Annotated in this window: 17 protein-coding genes; 9 read left to right on the top strand and 8 right to left on the bottom strand. The window is 65.0% G+C overall.

All coding sequences use genetic code 11. The features are described from left to right. Nucleotides 1-50: 50 nt before the first annotated feature. From cyoD to cyoA, 4 genes are read right to left on the bottom strand one after another with little or no spacing between them, the layout of a single operon-like run. Nucleotides 51-440, bottom strand: a complete 390-nt coding sequence (cyoD, locus tag ASG67_RS02435) for a cytochrome o ubiquinol oxidase subunit IV (protein ID WP_056524724.1) — start codon at nt 438-440, stop codon at nt 51-53. Then, nucleotides 437-1075, bottom strand: a complete 639-nt coding sequence (gene cyoC, locus ASG67_RS02430; protein WP_056524721.1) for a cytochrome o ubiquinol oxidase subunit III — start codon at nt 1073-1075, stop codon at nt 437-439. Before cyoC ends, cyoD begins: the two co-directional genes overlap by 4 nt. Further along, nucleotides 1075-3090 carry a cytochrome o ubiquinol oxidase subunit I gene (gene cyoB / locus ASG67_RS02425; protein WP_056524720.1) on the bottom strand — a complete coding sequence of 672 codons (2016 nt, stop codon included), beginning with the start codon at nt 3088-3090 and terminating at the stop codon, nt 1075-1077. The genes cyoC and cyoB overlap by 1 nt, the downstream gene beginning before the upstream one ends. Before the next feature lie 11 nt (nt 3091-3101). Further along, nucleotides 3102-4298, bottom strand: coding sequence for a ubiquinol oxidase subunit II (gene cyoA / locus ASG67_RS02420; RefSeq protein ID WP_056524717.1), 1197 nt, complete (start codon nt 4296-4298; stop codon nt 3102-3104). Between the two features lie 138 nt (nt 4299-4436). On the opposite strand from cyoA, the gene ASG67_RS02415 reads away from it, so the two are divergent. From ASG67_RS02415 to ASG67_RS02395, 5 genes are all read left to right on the top strand, one after another. Next, a complete protein-coding gene (locus tag ASG67_RS02415; protein ID WP_235535010.1) occupies nt 4437-5768 on the top strand; it encodes an MFS transporter in 1332 nt (443 codons plus the stop codon). Nucleotides 5769-5866: 98 nt separating this feature from the next. Then, nucleotides 5867-6430 carry an alkyl hydroperoxide reductase subunit C gene (ahpC, locus tag ASG67_RS02410; RefSeq protein ID WP_056524711.1) on the top strand — a complete coding sequence of 188 codons (564 nt, stop codon included), beginning with the start codon at nt 5867-5869 and terminating at the stop codon, nt 6428-6430. Between the two features lie 157 nt (nt 6431-6587). Beyond that, nucleotides 6588-8171 carry an alkyl hydroperoxide reductase subunit F gene (gene ahpF / locus ASG67_RS02405; RefSeq protein WP_056524708.1) on the top strand — a complete coding sequence of 528 codons (1584 nt, stop codon included), beginning with the start codon at nt 6588-6590 and terminating at the stop codon, nt 8169-8171. Between the two features lie 198 nt (nt 8172-8369). After that, complete coding sequence (locus tag ASG67_RS02400) at nt 8370-9125, top strand: hypothetical protein (protein WP_056524705.1); 756 nt, start codon at nt 8370-8372, stop codon at nt 9123-9125. Then, the gene (locus ASG67_RS02395; protein ID WP_235535009.1) at nt 9118-10344 is read left to right on the top strand and encodes a glycosyltransferase; all 1227 of its coding nucleotides are present in this window, start codon (nt 9118-9120) and stop codon (nt 10342-10344) included. Before ASG67_RS02400 ends, ASG67_RS02395 begins: the two co-directional genes overlap by 8 nt. A gap of 20 nt (nt 10345-10364) precedes the next feature. Here the strand turns inward: ASG67_RS02395 and grpE are convergent, their stop codons facing one another. Then, complete coding sequence (gene grpE / locus ASG67_RS02390) at nt 10365-10922, bottom strand: nucleotide exchange factor GrpE (RefSeq protein WP_414887335.1); 558 nt, start codon at nt 10920-10922, stop codon at nt 10365-10367. Between the two features lie 12 nt (nt 10923-10934). Continuing rightward, nucleotides 10935-11987: a heat-inducible transcriptional repressor HrcA gene (gene hrcA / locus ASG67_RS02385; protein ID WP_056524702.1), complete on the bottom strand. Its 1053-nt coding sequence runs from the start codon at nt 11985-11987 to the stop codon at nt 10935-10937. A 74-nt stretch (nt 11988-12061) separates the two neighbouring features. On the opposite strand from hrcA, the gene rph reads away from it, so the two are divergent. Then, nucleotides 12062-12778 carry a ribonuclease PH gene (rph, locus tag ASG67_RS02380; RefSeq protein WP_056524699.1) on the top strand — a complete coding sequence of 239 codons (717 nt, stop codon included), beginning with the start codon at nt 12062-12064 and terminating at the stop codon, nt 12776-12778. Then, the gene (gene rdgB, locus ASG67_RS02375) at nt 12775-13404 is read left to right on the top strand and encodes an RdgB/HAM1 family non-canonical purine NTP pyrophosphatase (RefSeq protein WP_056524696.1); all 630 of its coding nucleotides are present in this window, start codon (nt 12775-12777) and stop codon (nt 13402-13404) included. Before rph ends, rdgB begins: the two co-directional genes overlap by 4 nt. A gap of 22 nt (nt 13405-13426) precedes the next feature. Here the strand turns inward: rdgB and ASG67_RS02370 are convergent, their stop codons facing one another. Then, the gene (locus tag ASG67_RS02370; RefSeq protein ID WP_414887332.1) at nt 13427-13945 is read right to left on the bottom strand and encodes a CAP domain-containing protein; all 519 of its coding nucleotides are present in this window, start codon (nt 13943-13945) and stop codon (nt 13427-13429) included. Between the two features lie 29 nt (nt 13946-13974). Here ASG67_RS02370 and hemW point away from each other — a divergent pair, with 29 nt between their 5' ends. Then, on the top strand, nt 13975-15171 hold the full coding sequence (gene hemW / locus ASG67_RS02365) for a radical SAM family heme chaperone HemW (RefSeq protein ID WP_056524693.1): 1197 nt from the start codon (nt 13975-13977) through the stop codon (nt 15169-15171). A gap of 157 nt (nt 15172-15328) precedes the next feature. Here the strand turns inward: hemW and ASG67_RS02360 are convergent, their stop codons facing one another. Next, complete coding sequence (locus tag ASG67_RS02360; protein WP_056524690.1) at nt 15329-16525, bottom strand: penicillin-binding protein activator; 1197 nt, start codon at nt 16523-16525, stop codon at nt 15329-15331. 10 nt (nt 16526-16535) lie between these two features. Between ASG67_RS02360 and rsmI the strand changes: the two genes are divergently transcribed. After that, on the top strand, nt 16536-17363 hold the full coding sequence (rsmI, locus tag ASG67_RS02355; protein WP_082543250.1) for a 16S rRNA (cytidine(1402)-2'-O)-methyltransferase: 828 nt from the start codon (nt 16536-16538) through the stop codon (nt 17361-17363). Nucleotides 17364-17412 lie beyond the last annotated feature (49 nt).

Here is a 17412-nt window from a genome sequence, read left to right as displayed (position 1 = left end):
CCCGCCCAGTCCCAGCACTAGGGCCAGGCCGCGCGGGCGCCGGCGGTCGGTCACCGCATCTCGCTCATCGCCTCGGCGGGCATCATGTTGCTATTCAAATGATACATGACCCAAATTGACCCGGACAAGGTGATGACGACCAGTACGACGGTGAAAACCAGCGCCATCATCGTCCACCCGCCCTCGGACTTGGAATCCATATGCAGGAAATAGATCATGTGGACGATGATCTGCACGAACGCGAAGGCCATGATCGCCATCGCCGTGGCTCCAGCGGACAACGGACCGCCCATAACCAGCCAGAACGGGATCGCCGTCAAGACCACCGATAACGCGAAGCCGATCAAGTAGCTCTTGCGCGATCCGTGGTTATGGGTGTCGCCATGATCGTGATCATGGTCAGCCGCGTGATCGGCGACATTCACAGGGCCGGCGCTCATCGCAGCACTCCCAGCAGATAAACAAAGGTGAAAACGCCGATCCAGACGACGTCGAGAAAGTGCCAGAACATGCTTAGGCACATCAGGCGGCGCCGGTTCTCCGGGATCAGGCCGCGGCGCGATACCTGCACCATCAGCGTGACCAGCCAGATGATGCCGAACGTCACATGTAGACCGTGCGTGCCAACCAGCGTGAAGAACGCCGACAGGAAAGCCGACCGCTGCGGCGTGGCACCTTCATGGATCAGGTTGGCAAACTCGTAGAGTTCGATCGACAGGAACGCGAGGCCGAACAGCCCCGTGACCGCCAACCACCCCTGCGTCTCGCGCTGCGCCCCGCGCGCCATGGCCAGCATCGCAAAGCCATAGGTGATCGACGACAGCAGCAGCATCGACGTGTTGAGCGCGACGAGCGGCAGTTCGAAGATCTCGCGCGGCGTCGGTCCGCCGGCATAGGCAGTGCCCAGCACGCCATACGTGGCAAACAGGACCGCGAAGATGAGGCAATCGCTCATCAGGTAGATCCAGAAGCCGAGCGCGGTACCGCCCATGCCGCCGTGATCGTGCGCTTCCTCTTCAGCGAGGTAGAAGATCGCCTTCTGCGCCGGATCGCTAGAAAGAGTAGAGGACGACATCAGTTGTGGCTCCCCACCCCGACCGGCAGCGCCAGGAGGCGGGTACGCTCGCCCTCCTCGTGCAGCACTTCATCGGCCGGAATGTAATAGTCGCGATCATAGTTGAAGCTGTGGAAGATCGACACGCCAATGATCGCGGCAAAACTGAGCGCCGCCAGCCACCAGATGTACCAGATCATCCCGAACGCAAAGGCGACGCTAATACCCGCCAGGATCACGCCGGTGCCCGTGCTCTTGGGCATGTGGATCGGGCGATACCCCTCCACCGGACGCTCATATCCGCGCGCCTTCATGTCTGACCACGCATCCAGATCATGAACGACGGGCGTGAACGCGAAATTGTAGTGCGGCGGCGGCGACGAGGTCGACCATTCCATCGTCCGGCCACCCCAAGGGTCGCCAGTCACGTCGCGCAGCTTCTCACGGTTTCGCACCGATACGAAGATCTGCATCAGGAACGCGCCGATGCCGACTGCGATGATGGCGGCGCCGATCGCAGCGATGATGAACCAGATTTGCAGCGACGGATCGTCGAAGTGGCGCAGACGCCGGGTAACCCCCATCAGACCGAGCACGTACAATGGCCCGAACGCGACCCAAAAGCCGATCGACCAGCACCAGAACGATACCAAGCCCCATGTCTTGTCCAGCGTGTATCCGAACGCCTTCGGCCACCAATAATTGATGCCCGCGAACGCCCCGAACAGCACGCCGCCGATGATGACGTTGTGAAAGTGCGCGACGAGGAACAGCGAGTTGTGCAGCACGAAGTCCGCCGGCGGCACCGCCAACAGCACGCCGGTCATCCCGCCAACCGTGAAGGTCAGCATGAACGAGATTGTCCACATCATCGGCAGCTCGAACCGGATCTTGCCTCGGTACATCGTGAACAGCCAGTTGAAGATCTTCGCCCCCGTCGGGATCGAGATCACCATGGTGGTGATGCCGAAGAACGAATTGACGCTCGCCCCCGACCCCATGGTGAAGAAGTGGTGCAGCCAGACAAGGTACGACAGGATGGTGATGACCACCGTCGCATAAACCATCGACGTGTAGCCGAAGAGCCGCTTGCCCGAAAAAGTCGAGGTCACTTCCGAAAAGATGCCGAACGCCGGCAGGATCAGGATGTACACCTCCGGATGGCCCCAGATCCAGATGAGGTTGAAGTACATCATCGGGTTGCCGCCGGCCTGGTTTGTGAAGAAATTCGTGCCGACGTACCGATCAAGGGACAGGAGGACGAGCGTCGCGGTCAGTACCGGGAAGCTCGCGACGATCAGGATGTTGGTGCACAGGCTGGTCCAGCAGAACACCGGCAGCTTCATCATCGTCATGCCGGGTGCGCGCATCTTGATGATCGTCACGACCAGATTGATGCCCGACAGCGTCGTGCCGACACCGGCCACCTGCAACGCCCAGATATAATAATCGACGCCGACATCGGGGCTGTAATCCAGCCCCGACAGCGGCGGGAACGCCAGCCAACCGGTACGCGCGAATTCGCCGATGAACAGCGACATCATGATGATGACGGCACCCGCCACGGTCATCCAGAAGCTGAAATTGTTGAGATACGGGAACGACACGTCGCGCGCGCCGATCTGAAGCGGGATGACGTAGTTCATCAACCCGGTCACCAGCGGCATCGCCACGAAAAAGATCATGATGACGCCGTGGGCAGTAAACACCTGGTCGTAATGATGGGCGTTCAGATACCCTTCGTTCGCACCGAACGCCATCGCCTGCTGCCCGCGCATCATGATGGCATCCGCGAAGCCGCGCAGCAGCATGACGATCGCCAGCACCATGTACATAATGCCGACCTTCTTATGGTCGACGCTGGTGAACCACTCCTTCCAGAGATAGCCCCACAGTTTGAAATAGGTCAGCAGGCCGAGCACGCCGATACCGCCGATCACCACCGCGACGAAGGTCGCGACGACGATCGGTTCGTGGATCGGCAGGCTGTCGATCGTCAACCGGCCGAAGATGGTCTTCAGGAATGTGGGGTCCATGGCGGGTGCCTTCAGGCGCGGTCGGCGGCGCCGGCGGCGCGCGCGTGGGGGATGATGGTACGGGGGTCGAGCGCGGTCATATCGCGGTTGCGTTCATTGCCGGGGGCCGCGTTGCCCGGCGAACCGGGGAGGCGTTCCTTGGTCATGTGCGGGGACGTGCCCTTTTCACCGGGATCTTTCAGCAATGCGCCCTCAGCCTTGTCACCGTGCATCGGCGCGGCGTCGTTGACCGGCGGGTTGCCGGAACCGGGCCGCATGCTGTGCGGATCGCCACCGCCCCGCCGGTCGTGCGACATCATGTCGGACATGCACGGCTTGCCCGGCTCGACGCAGCGGTTGACGATCTTGCCGAACAGGCCGTCTTCGACCGTGGCAAAACGAATCACCGGCACCTTTTCGGTCGGCTTTTCAAGGCGGGTATAGAGCGAGGCATCGAGGCGCCGTGGATCGGCCTTCACCCGTTCCACCCACTGCGCGAACCCGGACTGATCCATGCCCAGCATCTTGAACTTCATGTCCGAAAAACCGGCGCCGCTATAGTGCGCGGCGATCCCGTCGAACGTGCCGGGCTCGTTCAGCACCGCATGCAGCTTCGTTTCCATGCCTGGCATTGCATAGATCTGGCCGGCGAGCGCGGGAATGTAGAACGAATTCATAACCGACGAGGCGGTGATCCGGAACGTGATCGGGCGGTCGATCGGCGCGGCCAGTTCGTTGACCGTCGCGATCCCGAGTTCGGGGTAGATGAACAGCCACTTCCAATCGAGCGCGACGACCTGCACCTCAAGCGGCTTGACGCCGGCCTTCAGCGGCTGGCCCGCCTTCAGCCGATCGATCGGGCGATAGGGGTCGAGCAGATGGGTGCTGCTCCATGTCACCGCGCCCAAAAAGATGATGATGAGCAGCGGCGCCGACCAGATACCCAGTTCCAGCATCGTCGAATGATCGAAATCGGGATCATAGGCGGCGTCCTTGTTGCCGGCCCGATAGCGCCAGGCGAACACGACGGTCGCAACCATCACCGGGATGACGATCAGCAGCATTAGGCCGACCGAGATCAGGATCAGATCGCGCTGTTGCAGGGCGACGTCACCTGATGGGTTCATCACCACCATGTTGCACCCCGGCAGGAGCGCCAATAGGGCGAGCGGAGCCCAGCGGCCTTTTAAAGTGCGAGCGGCGGACGCGACAGGGGGAAGGTGCGGCATGATGGTGGTCAGCTAGGCCTTTACGCTGCACTGCGACATTGGACAGTTTGTCCAATCCCCTCGAGGCTATGCTATCGTCATAAGCCGCCCTGCGAGCACCTGAGTCCGGTGCCTGCATGTTTATTCGGAGCCATGGCCGTGAGTGCAGCAACCGCCGCGTCGAATTCGACGCAACTCGAACGCGACGCGCGCCAGATCAACGCGGACGGCCACAAGGTCGCGCCCGGTGAGATCGCGATTGGCGTCATCATCGGCCGGACCTCCGAATTCTTCGACTTCTTCGTGTACGCCATCGCATCAGTGCTGGTGTTTCCGTCGCTGATCTTTCCGTACGTCGACGCGCTGACAGGGACCATGTACTCGTTCGCGCTGTTCGCGCTGGCGTTCATCGCCCGGCCACTCGGCACCGCGCTCTTCAGCATCATGGACCGCCGTTATGGTCGCAGCGTCCGCTTGACGATGGCGCTGTTTCTGCTCGGCGGATCGACGATGGCGGTGGCGTTCCTGCCTGGATACGACCAGATCGGCAGCTACGCCGCGGTGTTGCTCGGCCTGCTCCGCGTCGGTCAGGGCATGGCGCTGGGCGGCGTGTGGGACGGTTTGCCGTCGCTCCTGTCGCTGAACGCGCCGGAGGAGAAGCGCGGCTGGTATGCGATGATCCCGCAGTTGGGTGCGCCGATCGGCCTGTTCGTGGCTTCCAGCCTCTTTGCTTTCTTTCTCGCGACGCTGACCACCGCCGACTTCCTTGAATGGGGCTGGCGCTATCCGTTCTTCGTGGCGTTCGCGATCAACGTGGTGGCGCTCTTCGCCCGCCTGCGCATCGTCGCCACCCCGGAATTTCAGCAGATGTTCGAGAGCCGCGAGTTGCAGCCGGCCTCGATCCGCGAAACGATCCGGTTCGAGGGGCGTGTGATCCTGCTCGGCGCGTTTGCTCCGCTTGCCAGCTTCGCGCTGTTCCACCTCGTCACGGTGTTTCCGCTGTCGTGGGTCGTGCTGTTCACGCAGCAGGCGCCGGTGCGCTTTCTGGTGATCGAGATGATCGGCGCGGGCTTCGGCGTCGTGTCGATCCTCGCGTCAGGTATCATCGCCGACCGGGTCGGCCGGCGTACCCTGCTTGGCGTATCCGCCGCGCTGATCGCTGCCTACAGCGGCTTTGCGCCGCAGTTGTTGAACGGTGGCGACATCGGCGAGACGATCTATACCATCGTCGGCTTCATCCTCCTCGGTCTTGCCTTTGGCCAGTCGTCGGGCGTCATCGCCTCGCGCTTCACACCGGCGCGACGCTACACCGGTTCCGCGCTGACATCCGACCTCGCCTGGCTGGTCGGTGCCGGTTTCGCACCGCTCGCCGCCTTGTTCCTATCGAGCAATTTCGGGCTGCTGGCCGCCGGTGCCTATCTGTTGTCGGGCGCCGCCTGCACGCTGATCGCGCTTGGTTTGAACAAGGAGATGGGCCGCCGGATGGGCTGATCGGAAATTCCGGTCGCATCGATCAGGGAAACCGATTTCCATGCTGCGGCGCAGCAAGGTAACAGCGTTTTCACGTTGCGATGCACAAAGGAGTTTCCATGTCGCTCATCGGTACCCAGCTAAAGCCCTTCACTACCCAGGCGTACAAGCAGGGCAAGTTCCTAACCGTGTCCGACGCCGACGTGCGTGGAACATGGGCGATCTTCTTTTTCTACCCGGCCGATTTCACGTTCGTTTGCCCGACCGAACTGGAAGACCTTGCCGATCAGCACGACACGTTCGCGCGTATGGGCGTCGAGATCTACAGCGTGTCGACCGACACACATTTCAGCCATAAGGCCTGGCACGACACGTCGCCCGCGATCGGCAAGATCCGCTATACCATGCTGGGTGATCCCGCCGGCGTCATCACCAACAATTTCGGCGTGATGCGTGAGGGCCAAGGTCTGGCCGATCGCGGCACCTTCGTCGTCGATCCCGATGGCGTGATCCAGTTCATGGAGATCACCTCGGAGGGCGTCGGGCGCAACGCGATGGAATTGCTGCGCAAGGTGAAGGCCGCGCAGTACATCGCCGCGCATCCGGGTGAGGTTTGTCCCGCCAAGTGGGAAGAGGGCGAAGAGACGCTCGCGCCCTCGCTCGACCTCGTCGGCAAGATCTGATCCACGCACCTCCCCGCCCGCGGGGAGGTGGCAGGCTGTGAAGTCTGACGGAAGGGGGGATCGACGGACATGATCCGCTCGCCGCGATCCCCCTCCACCGGCTTCGCCGGTTCCTCCCCCCGTGACGGGGAGGATCTAAATTCAACGGAGGCCGTCCGTGCTCGACGCCAATCTCAAGACCCAGCTCAAGACCTATCTCGCCAACATCCGCCAGCCGATCGAGCTAGTCGCGTCGCTGGACGACGGCACCAAGTCGGCCGAGATGCTGTCGCTGCTCACCGAGATTGCGGCACTCTCCGACGATGTAACGGTCGTGCGCAGGGATGATGATCGTCGTCGCCCGTCGTTCATGATTCGCCGGACCGGCACCGATCTCGGCGTTCGCTTCGCCGGTATCCCAATGGGGCATGAGTTCACCTCGCTGGTGCTGGCGCTGCTTCAGGTTGGCGGTCATCCGTCGAAACTGGCACAGGACGTGATCCAGCAGGTCCGCGACCTCGATGGCGATTATGCCTTCGAAACCTATTTCTCGCTCTCGTGCCAGAACTGCCCTGACGTGGTGCAGGCGCTGAACCTGATGAGCGTCATCAACCCCCGCATCAGCCATGTCGCGATCGAGGGCAGCCTGTTCCAGGACGAGATTGCCAGCCGGGGCGTCATGTCCGTGCCGGCGATCTTCATGAACGGCGAACTGTTCGCATCGGGCCGGATGGACGTGGAGCAGGTGCTCGCCAAGCTCGACACCGGCAGCACCGCTCGCGCCGCCGAGAAGATCAGCGCCAAGGACCCGTTTGACGTCCTCGTCATCGGTGGCGGCCCCGCCGGCGCGGCGGCGGCAATCTATGCCGCCCGCAAGGGCATCCGCACCGGCATCGCCGCCGAGCGGTTCGGCGGACAGGTGCTCGATACCATGTCGATCGAGAACTTCATCTCGGTCCAGCATACCGAAGGGCCGAAGCTGGTCGCGAACATGGAACAGCATGTCGCCGAATACGGCGTCGACCTGATGAATCTGCAACGCGCCGAACGACTGATCCCGGCGCATGACGAAGGCGGCCTGCACGAGGTGCGGCTCGCCAGCGGCGCCTCGCTGAAGGCACGGACGGTGATCCTGTCGACCGGCGCGCGCTGGCGGCAGATGAACGTGCCGGGCGAGGAAGCGTACCGGAACAAGGGCGTCACCTATTGCCCGCATTGCGACGGTCCCCTGTTCCGCGGCAAGCGCGTGGCGGTAATCGGCGGCGGCAACAGCGGGGTCGAGGCGGCGATTGACCTCGCCGGTCTGGTCGCACACGTCACGCTGATCGAATTCGACACCGACCTGCGCGCCGATGCCGTTCTTCAGCGGAAGCTCGCCAGCCTGCCCAACGTGAAGGTCATCACCTCGGCGATGACGACCGAGGTGGTCGGTGACGGGGACCGCGTGGCGGGCCTGCATTACAAGGACCGTCATCACGGCACGCTGCACCAGATCGAGCTGGAGGGCATCTTCGTCCAGATCGGCCTTGTTCCCAACACCGAGTGGCTGAAGGACACCGTCGCGCTGACGCTGCGCGGCGAGATCGAGGTGGACGATCGCGGCGAAACCTCGCTGCCAGGCATCTTCGCCGCCGGTGACGTGACGACCGTGCCGTTCAAGCAGATTGTCGTCGCGATGGGCGAAGGATCAAAGGCATCGCTCGCCGCCTTCGACCACCTGATCCGCCTGCCGGTGCCGGACGCCGCGCTGATCGCTGCCTGACGTGCCGGCCGGGTTGAGGCGGCACGCTTTGCCGCACCCACCTTAACCCGGTTGCAACGCTGGCCATATATAACTTCATCCCTCAGCGGGGCCGCGTTATAGCCACCCCGCTCGTGGCGGCTCTGGAGGATCATCATTATTAGCCCCCAATCGATCTGGCCGGCCATTAAGCGGCGTATCTGGCCGCTGACGTCGCGTGTGGAGGATATCGGCGCCGATCGGGCGGTGAAGCCGAAGCTGGCACAGCTTCGCGCCTCGTCCTTCTATGCCGACATGCCCCGTCGCCGCATCCTGGCGTTGGGCGTGCAATCACCGCGCCGGCCCGGATCGCTCGATCGCATCTACCGGACGATGCAGAACAGCGGTCGTCATGAGGTTGTGGTCGATAGCAAGGGCGTCGACGGGATCGGCAAGCTCGACAACATCAACCTGCTGGTCGAGCGGCATGATATCAGCCAGTTCGACTGGATCTGGATGGTGGACGACGATGTCGAGTTGCCCGCCGATTTCACCGATCCGTTCGTGGCGCTGTCCGAATATGCCGATCTGAAGATCAGCTCGCCCGCCCATCGTTCCTTCTCCTATTGGAGCCATGACGTCACGCATCGTCAGCGCGGGATGCTGGTCCGCCAGACAAACTTCGTCGAGGTCGGGCCGATCACCGCGTTTCATCGCGATACGTTCAGCTCCGTCTTTCCACTGCCCAGCCTTCGCTATGGCTGGGGTCTCGATCTCGTCTGGCCGGTGATCGCGGAGCGCAACGGATGGAAAGTCGGCGTGGTCGATGGTGTGGCCCTGCGTCACACCAGCCCGATCGCGGCCACCTATGACGTCGCTGCCGCCGGGGCCGAAGCGGAGGCCTATATGGCGCCATATGGCGTCAAGACGGGGGTGCATAAGATCGTCACGATCGACCGGATCGCCTCGATCGACGACCGCTCGCCGCGTGGCTGAAATCATGCCTGCCGCCGGCCTCACCACGTTGATGCTGGTGCTGCCGCTGCCGATTTTTTGCGATGGCGACGCCTGTGTGATCGATCGTCAGGCGCATAACGGTATCCGCCGCTGGCTCGACAATTTCGATCGTCTCATCATCTGCATGCCGGAACTGCAGGTAGCCGATGCCTCGGCGGACGTGTCACCGTTGCTGAAAGATGATTTTGGCGGCCGCTGTCGCCTCGTCCGATTGCCCGATCATCGCCAACCATTGCCATTCATGAAGGCGCTTGGACCGACGACAAAACGACTGGACGCGTTGATCGACGAGAGCACGCATCTGTGCTTCGCGATCGGCGGCCTGTTCGGCGACTGGGCGGCAGTGGCCGCCCTGCGCGCCGCCAAAAAGGGTAGGAAAGCGGCGATCTGGACCGATCGGGTCGAATCCCAAGTGCTGGGCTTTACCGCCTCACAGGCCACGGGTTTGCGCAAGATCTATTGGTCGGCGACGGCATGGGCGATGCGGCATTACGAACGGCTGGTGATCCGGCGCAGCGCACTCGGCCTGTTCCACGGCGCCGACTGTTTTGCCGCCTATGCGGCGTACAGCCCCGACGCCCATCTGGTCCACGATATCCATCTGTCCGAAGAATCGCGGATCAGCCCGGCTGAGCTGGATGCCAAGAGCCAACGGTCGGGACCATTGTCGATCATCTATGCCGGTCGCGCGCATCCCGACAAGGGCGTGCTGGATTGGGTAGAGGCGCTGAGATTGTTGGCGCAGGCCGGCGTTGATTATCATGCCACGTGGTACGGGGATGGTCCGCAATTCGACGAAGCACGCCGTGCGGTGTCTGCTGCGGGGCTGGATAGCAGCATAACTTTCCCCGGCCCGCTGCGGGATCGCGATGCCCTCATGCGGCACATGCGCGCGGCCGATATCTTCCTGTTCTGCCACAAGACACCGGAATCACCACGTTGCCTGGTCGAGGCGCTGATCTCGGGCACACCGATCGTCGGATACGACAGTAGCTATCCCGATGATCTCATCAAGGAACATCGCGGCGGGGTACTGACGGAAGGTAACCCGGTGGCGCTCGCCCACGCGTTAAAGACCCTGGCCAAGGACCGCGAACGGCTCGCAAACCTGACCCGGGCTGCCGCGGCGGATGGATATCCCTTCACGGACGTCCATGTTTTTCGCCACCGTTCCGACCTGATCAAGGCCGCGTCGTAACGCGGCCTTGATCGGCACGCTCAGTCCGGCTTCTTTGCGACGCCGACCAGCGACGGCCGCAACAGCCGGTCCTTGATCATGTAGCCGGCCTGCATCTCCTGCACGATCGTCCCCGGCGCTTCATCGCTCGCCAGTTCCATCATCGCCTGATGCTTGTTCGGGTCGAGCGGCAGGCCCATCGCTTCGATCTTGGTGATGCCATGGCGTGCCAGCACACTGTCGAGTTCGCGACCGGTCGCATCCAGGCCAACTACCAGCCCCTTGAACCGCTCGTCCTCGCGCGCATCCGCCGGAATCGCGGCGAGACCGCGCGAGAGATTGTCCGCCACCGACAGGATGTCGCGGGCAAAGCTGGTCGCGGCATAGGCGCGCGCATCGACCGCATCCTTTTCCGCCCGGCGACGGACGTTCTGGATATCCGCCTGCGCATAGAGCGTGGCCTGTTTCGCCTCGGCCAGTTGGTTCTTCAGCTCGGCAATGCGGGCCGCCGCGCCGTCATGCTCGGCTACCTCGGGTGCTGCCTCGGCCGTTTCCTGCCGCAAGGTGTCGGCGCCGGATTCATTCTCGTCGATCATCATATTCCCTGTACTTCAGCCCATCAGACGGGCGAGCGTTGCCGCCGTGAAATCAACCATGGGCACGACCCGTGCGTAGTTCAACCGCGTCGGCCCGATCACACCGACCACACCGACCACTTGTCCGCCCGGTCCCCGGAACGGTCGAGCGATGACCGACGATCCACTGAGCGCGAACAGTTTGTTCTCCGCGCCGATGAAAATGCGCGTCGCATCGCCGGCGCTGGCCGAATCGAGCAGGCTCGCAATCTCCTGTTTGCCATCGAGATCGTCGAGCAGATCGCGCACCCGGTCGAGATCGGCCGCCGCCGCCGCATCGATCAATCGCCCCTGCCCGCGCACGATCAGCACCGGCCGGCGATCGCCATCCTCGCTCCACACCGCCAGCCCGCGCTCCACCAGTGTGCGTGCCGCGCCATCCAGCGCCGCGCGGCCGTCCGCCAGTTCCCGCTCGATCCGCGCTCGTGCCTCGCCCAGCGTCAGGCCACCGAGCGTCGCCGACATGTAATTGCCCGCCTCGACCAGCGCCGATCCCGTCAGTCCCGGCGGCAGGTCGAGTACACGGTTCTCGACCGTGCCGTCCTCGGCGACCAGCACCGCCAGTGCCTGCACCGGCGAAAGTGGCACGAAACCGATCGACCGCAACGTCAGTTCGCGTTTGGGCACCAGCACCAGCCCCGCACAGGCCGACAGGCCGGACAGTGCAGCGGTCGTTGCGGCGAGGGCTGCCTCCACCGGACCGCCGCGCCCGGCGTTGCGACCGATCTCCGCCTCGATCTGCGCGCGCTCGTCCGCCGATGGTTCGGTCGCCTGCATCATGCCGTCGACGAACAGGCGCAACCCGCGTTCGGTCGGGACCCGGCCGGCGGAGGTGTGCGGGCTGGCGAGCAGGCCGAGCGATTCGAGCTGGCCCATCACGTGCCGGATCGATGCCGGCGACAGGTTCAGCCCGGTAGCGAGCGCAATCGTTTTCGACCCCACCGGCACACCCGACGTCAGATAGCCGTCCACGACCGCGCGAAAGATATCGCGCGCCCGGTCGGTCAGTTCGGTGACGGGAGGACCCATGCCCATGATCTAGGCTGGCGTGGCCCGGAACGGAAGGCTACGCAGCCGCACCGGTTCACGACGAAGGAAATACCATGCGCCCCAGCGGCCGCACGCCAGACCAGATGCGCACGATCACGATCGAGCCGCGCTTCACCCGCCATGCCGAGGGTTCGGTGCTGATCGGCTTCGGCGACACGAAAGTGCTCGTCACCGCCTCGATCGAGGAACGGGTGCCACCGTTTCTGCGCGGCAAGGGCGAAGGCTGGGTCACGGCCGAATACGGCATGCTGCCCCGCGCCACCCACACCCGCAGCAACCGGGAGGCCGCCAAGGGCAAGCAGTCCGGCCGGACGCAGGAAATCCAGCGGCTGATCGGTCGCTCGCTTCGCGCCGTGGTCGATATGAAGGCGCTGGGCGAACGCCAGATCGTGCTCGATTGCGACGTGATCCAGGCAGATGGCGGTACGCGCACCGCATCGATCTCCGGCGCATGGGTCGCGCTGCGCCTGGCGGTCGATGGGCTGATGGCGTCCGGCAAGCTGACGGTCGATCCGATTCGCCAAAAGGTCGCGGCGGTCAGTTGCGGCATCTATCAGGGCACGGCCGTCCTCGACCTGGATTACGACGAGGATTCGAATGCCGATGCCGACGGCAATTTCGTGTTGCTCGAGAACGGCCACATCGCCGAGGCTCAGGCGACCGCCGAACACGCGACCTATGACGAGGAATCGCTGCTTCGGTTGCTGCGGCTTGCGCGGATGGGTTGTGCCGATATCTTCCGGGCGCAGACGGAGGCGGTGAAGAAATGAGCGGCGAGGGCAAGGAACCACAGGCGATCCGCAAGCTGACACCCGGCCGGCTGGTGATCGCCAGCCACAATGCCGGCAAGGTGCGTGAGATCGCCGCGCTGCTCGCCGGCCGCGGTCTCGACGTCGTGTCGGCGGCCGAACTGGACCTGCCCGAACCGGAAGAGACGGGCACTACGTTCGTCATGAATGCCGAACTGAAGGCGCGCGTCGCCTCCGACCTGTCGGGGCTGCCGGCACTGGCCGATGACAGCGGACTGTGCGTCGATGCGCTGGGCGGCGATCCGGGCATCTTTTCGGCACGCTGGGCCGGCGAATCGAAGGATTTCGGCGTGGCGATGGACCTGATCGAGCGTAACGTCGCCGCATCCGGTCCGGCACCGGCGCGCACCGCGCATTTCGTCTGCGCGCTCGCGCTGGCGTGGCCGGACGGGCATGTCGAATGGTTCGAAGGCCGCGTCGACGGCTCGCTGGTCACGCCGCCACGCGGCGACAAGGGCCATGGCTATGACCCGATGTTCCAGCCCGATGGCTATAACACGACCTTCGCCGAGATGGACGAGGACCTGAAGAACGAGATCAGCCACCGGGGCGTGGCATTCCGGCAGATGGTGGCGGCGGTCTTCTGAGCCGCGGTCGCTCGGCGGGGCCTCAGAAGGCCGCGCGGCCGATCACATTGCCGGCCGGGCTATAGCGACAGACGAGGTAATCCTCCTCGTCGTCGCTGGCCATGCCGCACCCTACCTCCCGCGTGCCGCGCCACACGATCTGGGCGTAATGGCCGACATCCTGCCATTGCCCAGTGCGGCTGAACGCGGGGGTCGGTGCGTTGACGAAATTGCGCGATTCTTCGACCCAGGCGCCGGCCATCTCGTCGAACCGATAGGCGCCGCGGGTGCCCATCCATAGGTTCTCGCCCTGTGCCTCCTGCAACAGGCCGCCCGAATGACGAAAGCGACCAGTGCGGGCGAGTTCGTCGGCATATGCCTGCGCCCTAGCAGCGAGACTGGGGTTCCACGCCAGCGGTCCGACCCCCACCGCGCGGCGGGCGGCGGCGTGGGTGCCCAGCATCGTGTCACGCAACGTCTCGCTCGACAATTGCGTCGATCCGACCGCCGGCAACTCGGTCATCGCCATCAGGCTGGCGAGCAGCAAGGGAAGTTTTGCCAACTCCATGCCCGATCATCTATCGGGCAAAGATGAAACCGGACAGAATGCCTATCGTTAACACGTCCGACACGGCGACCGATCTGGCGCTATACGTCCACTGGCCGTTCTGCGTGTCGAAATGCCCTTATTGCGATTTCAACAGCCATGTCCGGGCGGACGTGGATCAACGAGCCTGGCGGGACGCTCTGCTCGCCGATCTGGCGTACGAGGCGTCGTTGCTGCCCGGCCGGCGGTTGGGATCGGTTTTCTTCGGCGGGGGTACGCCATCGTTGATGCCGCCGGCGACCGTCGCGGCGGTGCTGGATGCGGCGGCGGACGCATGGGGCTTCACCGACGGCGTCGAGATCACGCTGGAGGCAAACCCCTCGTCGGTCGAGGCGGCGCGCTTTGCCGATTTGGCGGCGGCGGGGGTCAACCGGGTTTCGCTCGGATTGCAGTCGCTGGATGACGACGCGCTGCATTTTCTGGGTCGGGCGCATGATGTGGCCGAGGGATTGGGCGCGCTCGCCGTCGCGCAGTCGGTGTTCGCGCGAGTCAGTTTCGACCTGATCTATGCGCGGCCGGGGCAGACGATGGCGGCGTGGTCTGACGAGCTGGCGCGGGCGCTGTCATTCGGAACCGAGCATCTGTCGTTGTACCAACTGACGGTGGAGCCGGGCACCCGCTTCGCCACCGAGGCACTGGCGGGGCGGCTGGTGCTGCCCGATGGCGATGCGGCGGCCGATCTGTTCGAGGCGACGCGGGCGATGACCACCGCCGCCGGATTGCCGGCCTATGAGACGTCGAACCATGCGCGGCCGGGGGCGGAGAGCCGCCATAACCTGACCTATTGGCGATACGGCGATTATGCCGGCATCGGTCCCGGTGCGCATGGCCGGCGTGGCGGGCTGGCGACGGTGCGCCATCGCAAGCCGGAGAACTGGCTGGGCGCGGTGGAGCGCAACGGCCACGGTGCGCAGAGCGAGGAGGTGCTCCCCCCGCACGATCGCGCCACCGAGGCGCTGTTGATGGGCCTGCGGCTGGCCGAGGGGATCGACCTGACGCGGATCGCGGCGCTGGCCGGCGGCGTCGCGCCGGTGGATCAGTCGGCGGTCACTCGCCTTTCCGCGCTGGGCCTGATCGAGCGGACCGGCGACTGGCTGCGCGTGACCGAGGCCGGGGCGCTGCTGCTGGATGCGATCCTGCCCGAAGTTGTGCTGGATGCGCCGGTGGTGGTTACCGCCTGACCCCTTCGGAAAGTCCCGAAAGTCACACCCTCCTACGCGCGCGGGATCGCGTGGAGCGGGGCGGGATGTGGGTGGCGGACGATGAGAAAGACCGGTGGTGGGTAAACCATAACCGGATGCGGCCCTGTAGGACATGACCGCATCCGTCCGGCTCGCCCTATTTCCCGAAACCCGCCGGGGCCGGCGACACGGTGGTCGCGGCGCCGCCGGTCACTTCCTGAACCTCCAGCGCGCGTTCGGCGACGCCGTCGCGGTTGAAGCGGAACGCGCCGTCGATGCCGGAGAAGCCATCGGCGTCGCGCAGCCGGTTCTCGGGGAAACGCTGACCCACCTTCCAGTCGCGCGAGATGCGGACCGTCAGCAGGACCGCGTCATAGCCAAGACTAGACAGGCGATACGGCGGGGTGCCGAAGCGGGCGCGGTATTTGGTGACGTACTGGCGATAGAGCGTGTTCGATACGCTGGCGAACCAGGCGCCGCTGAGCGCCGGCCGGGCGATGCCGGTGTCGGAATTCCACAATTCGGTGCCGAGCAGCCGTGTGGTGGCGCCGCCGCCCCGCTTGATGGCGGGCGCCGCCGCCGCCGCTGTCGAGGCTGCGTCAGCGACGAGGACCGCGTCATAGGGCGACTTGGCCGCCAGCCGCTGCGCCGCGGCGCCGATCGCGCCGGCGGTACGACCATAGGGCTGAAGCGAGACGACTTGCCCCCCCGCCCCCTCGACCGCGCGCAGGAATGCGGTCGATGCGCGCTCGCCGTACAGCCCGTTCGGGACCAGTCCGGCGAAAGTCGTGACGCCGCGCGACCGGGCGTAATCGACGACGCGCTCGATCGATTGCGCCGGGACATAGCCCATCAGGTATGCACCGTTGCCGGCGACGCCGGTGTCGTTGGAGAAGCTGAGCACCGGCACCCCCGCCGCCCGCGCGATCGGGGCGACCGCGCGCACGTCGTCGGCGAGCAACGGCCCCAGGATCAGCTGCGCACCCTCGGCGATCGCCCGATTCGCGGCGGCGGCGGCCCCGCCGGCGGTGTCGTAATTGGTGATCCGCACCGACTGGTTCTGGGTGTCGAGCAGCGCCAGCATCGTCGCGTTGGCGATCGATTGACCGACGCCGGCATTGCTGCCCGACAGCGGCACGAGCAACGCCACGCGATTGCGCGCGGTGTCCCTGGGGATGCCGAGTTCGACCGATGGCGGTGCGACCGGCCCGGTCGGGCGCGTCACCACGCGTTCGGGTGGGCGTTCGACGCCGCGCGGCAGGACGGTCTGACACGCGCTGAGCAGGCACGCGGCCGTCAAAGCGATCCAGCGTCCAACACCCAGGCGTTGCGGTAGTGCTCCGGCGTCTGCCATGACGGTATCCATGCTCCCTCTTGATCCCGGCCTCTACATCGTTGCCACCCCAATCGGCAATCTTGGTGACCTATCGCCCCGCGCGGCGGACATATTGGCGCGCGCCGACGTGGTCGCGGTGGAGGACAGCCGCGTCACGGCGGGGCTGCTCCGCCATATCGGCGCGAAGCGGCCGATGGTGCCGTATCACGACCATAATGCCGAAGGGGTGCGCCCCGGCCTGATCGCCCGCATGGCGACGGAGGCGGTGGCGCTGGTGTCGGACGCCGGCACGCCGCTGATCTCCGATCCCGGTTACAAGCTGGTGCGCGATGCGCGGGCGGCGGGGCATCTGGTGGTGACGATCCCCGGCCCCTGCGCGGCGGTGGCGGCGCTGACACTGGCGGGGCTGCCGACCGACCGGTTCCTGTTCGTTGGGTTCCTGCCATCGAAGGAAAAGGCGCGCGGAGAGGCGATCGCCGAGATCGCCGGCATCCGTGCGACATTGGTGATGTACGAATCGGGGCCGCGCCTGGCCGCTTGCCTGAGTGCGCTCGCCGCCGGTCTGGGCGACCGCGAGGCGGCGGTGACGCGCGAGATCAGCAAAAAGTTCGAGGAAGCGGTGACGGGGCCGCTGTCGATGCTCGCGGCCCGCTATGCCGATACGCCCCCGCGCGGTGAGATCGTGGTCGTCGTCGCCCCGCCGGGCGAGGCCGCACCGGCCAGCGAGGAGGACGGTGACGCCGCGCTGGCCGAGGCGCTGACCCGCCTGCCGGCCGGACGGGCAGCGAGCGAGGTGGCCAAGCAACTCGGGCTGGATCGGCGGACGCTGTATGCGCGCGCGCTGACCATGAAATGACTGGGAAGCGATCGGGAAGCGATCCGTTCGTCCCCATCGACGATCATCG

Source organism: Sphingomonas sp. Leaf339, from assembly GCF_001426195.1.
In the GTDB taxonomy this organism is placed as follows: domain Bacteria; phylum Pseudomonadota; class Alphaproteobacteria; order Sphingomonadales; family Sphingomonadaceae; genus Sphingomonas.
This window is presented reverse-complemented; position numbering and strand designations above follow the sequence as displayed.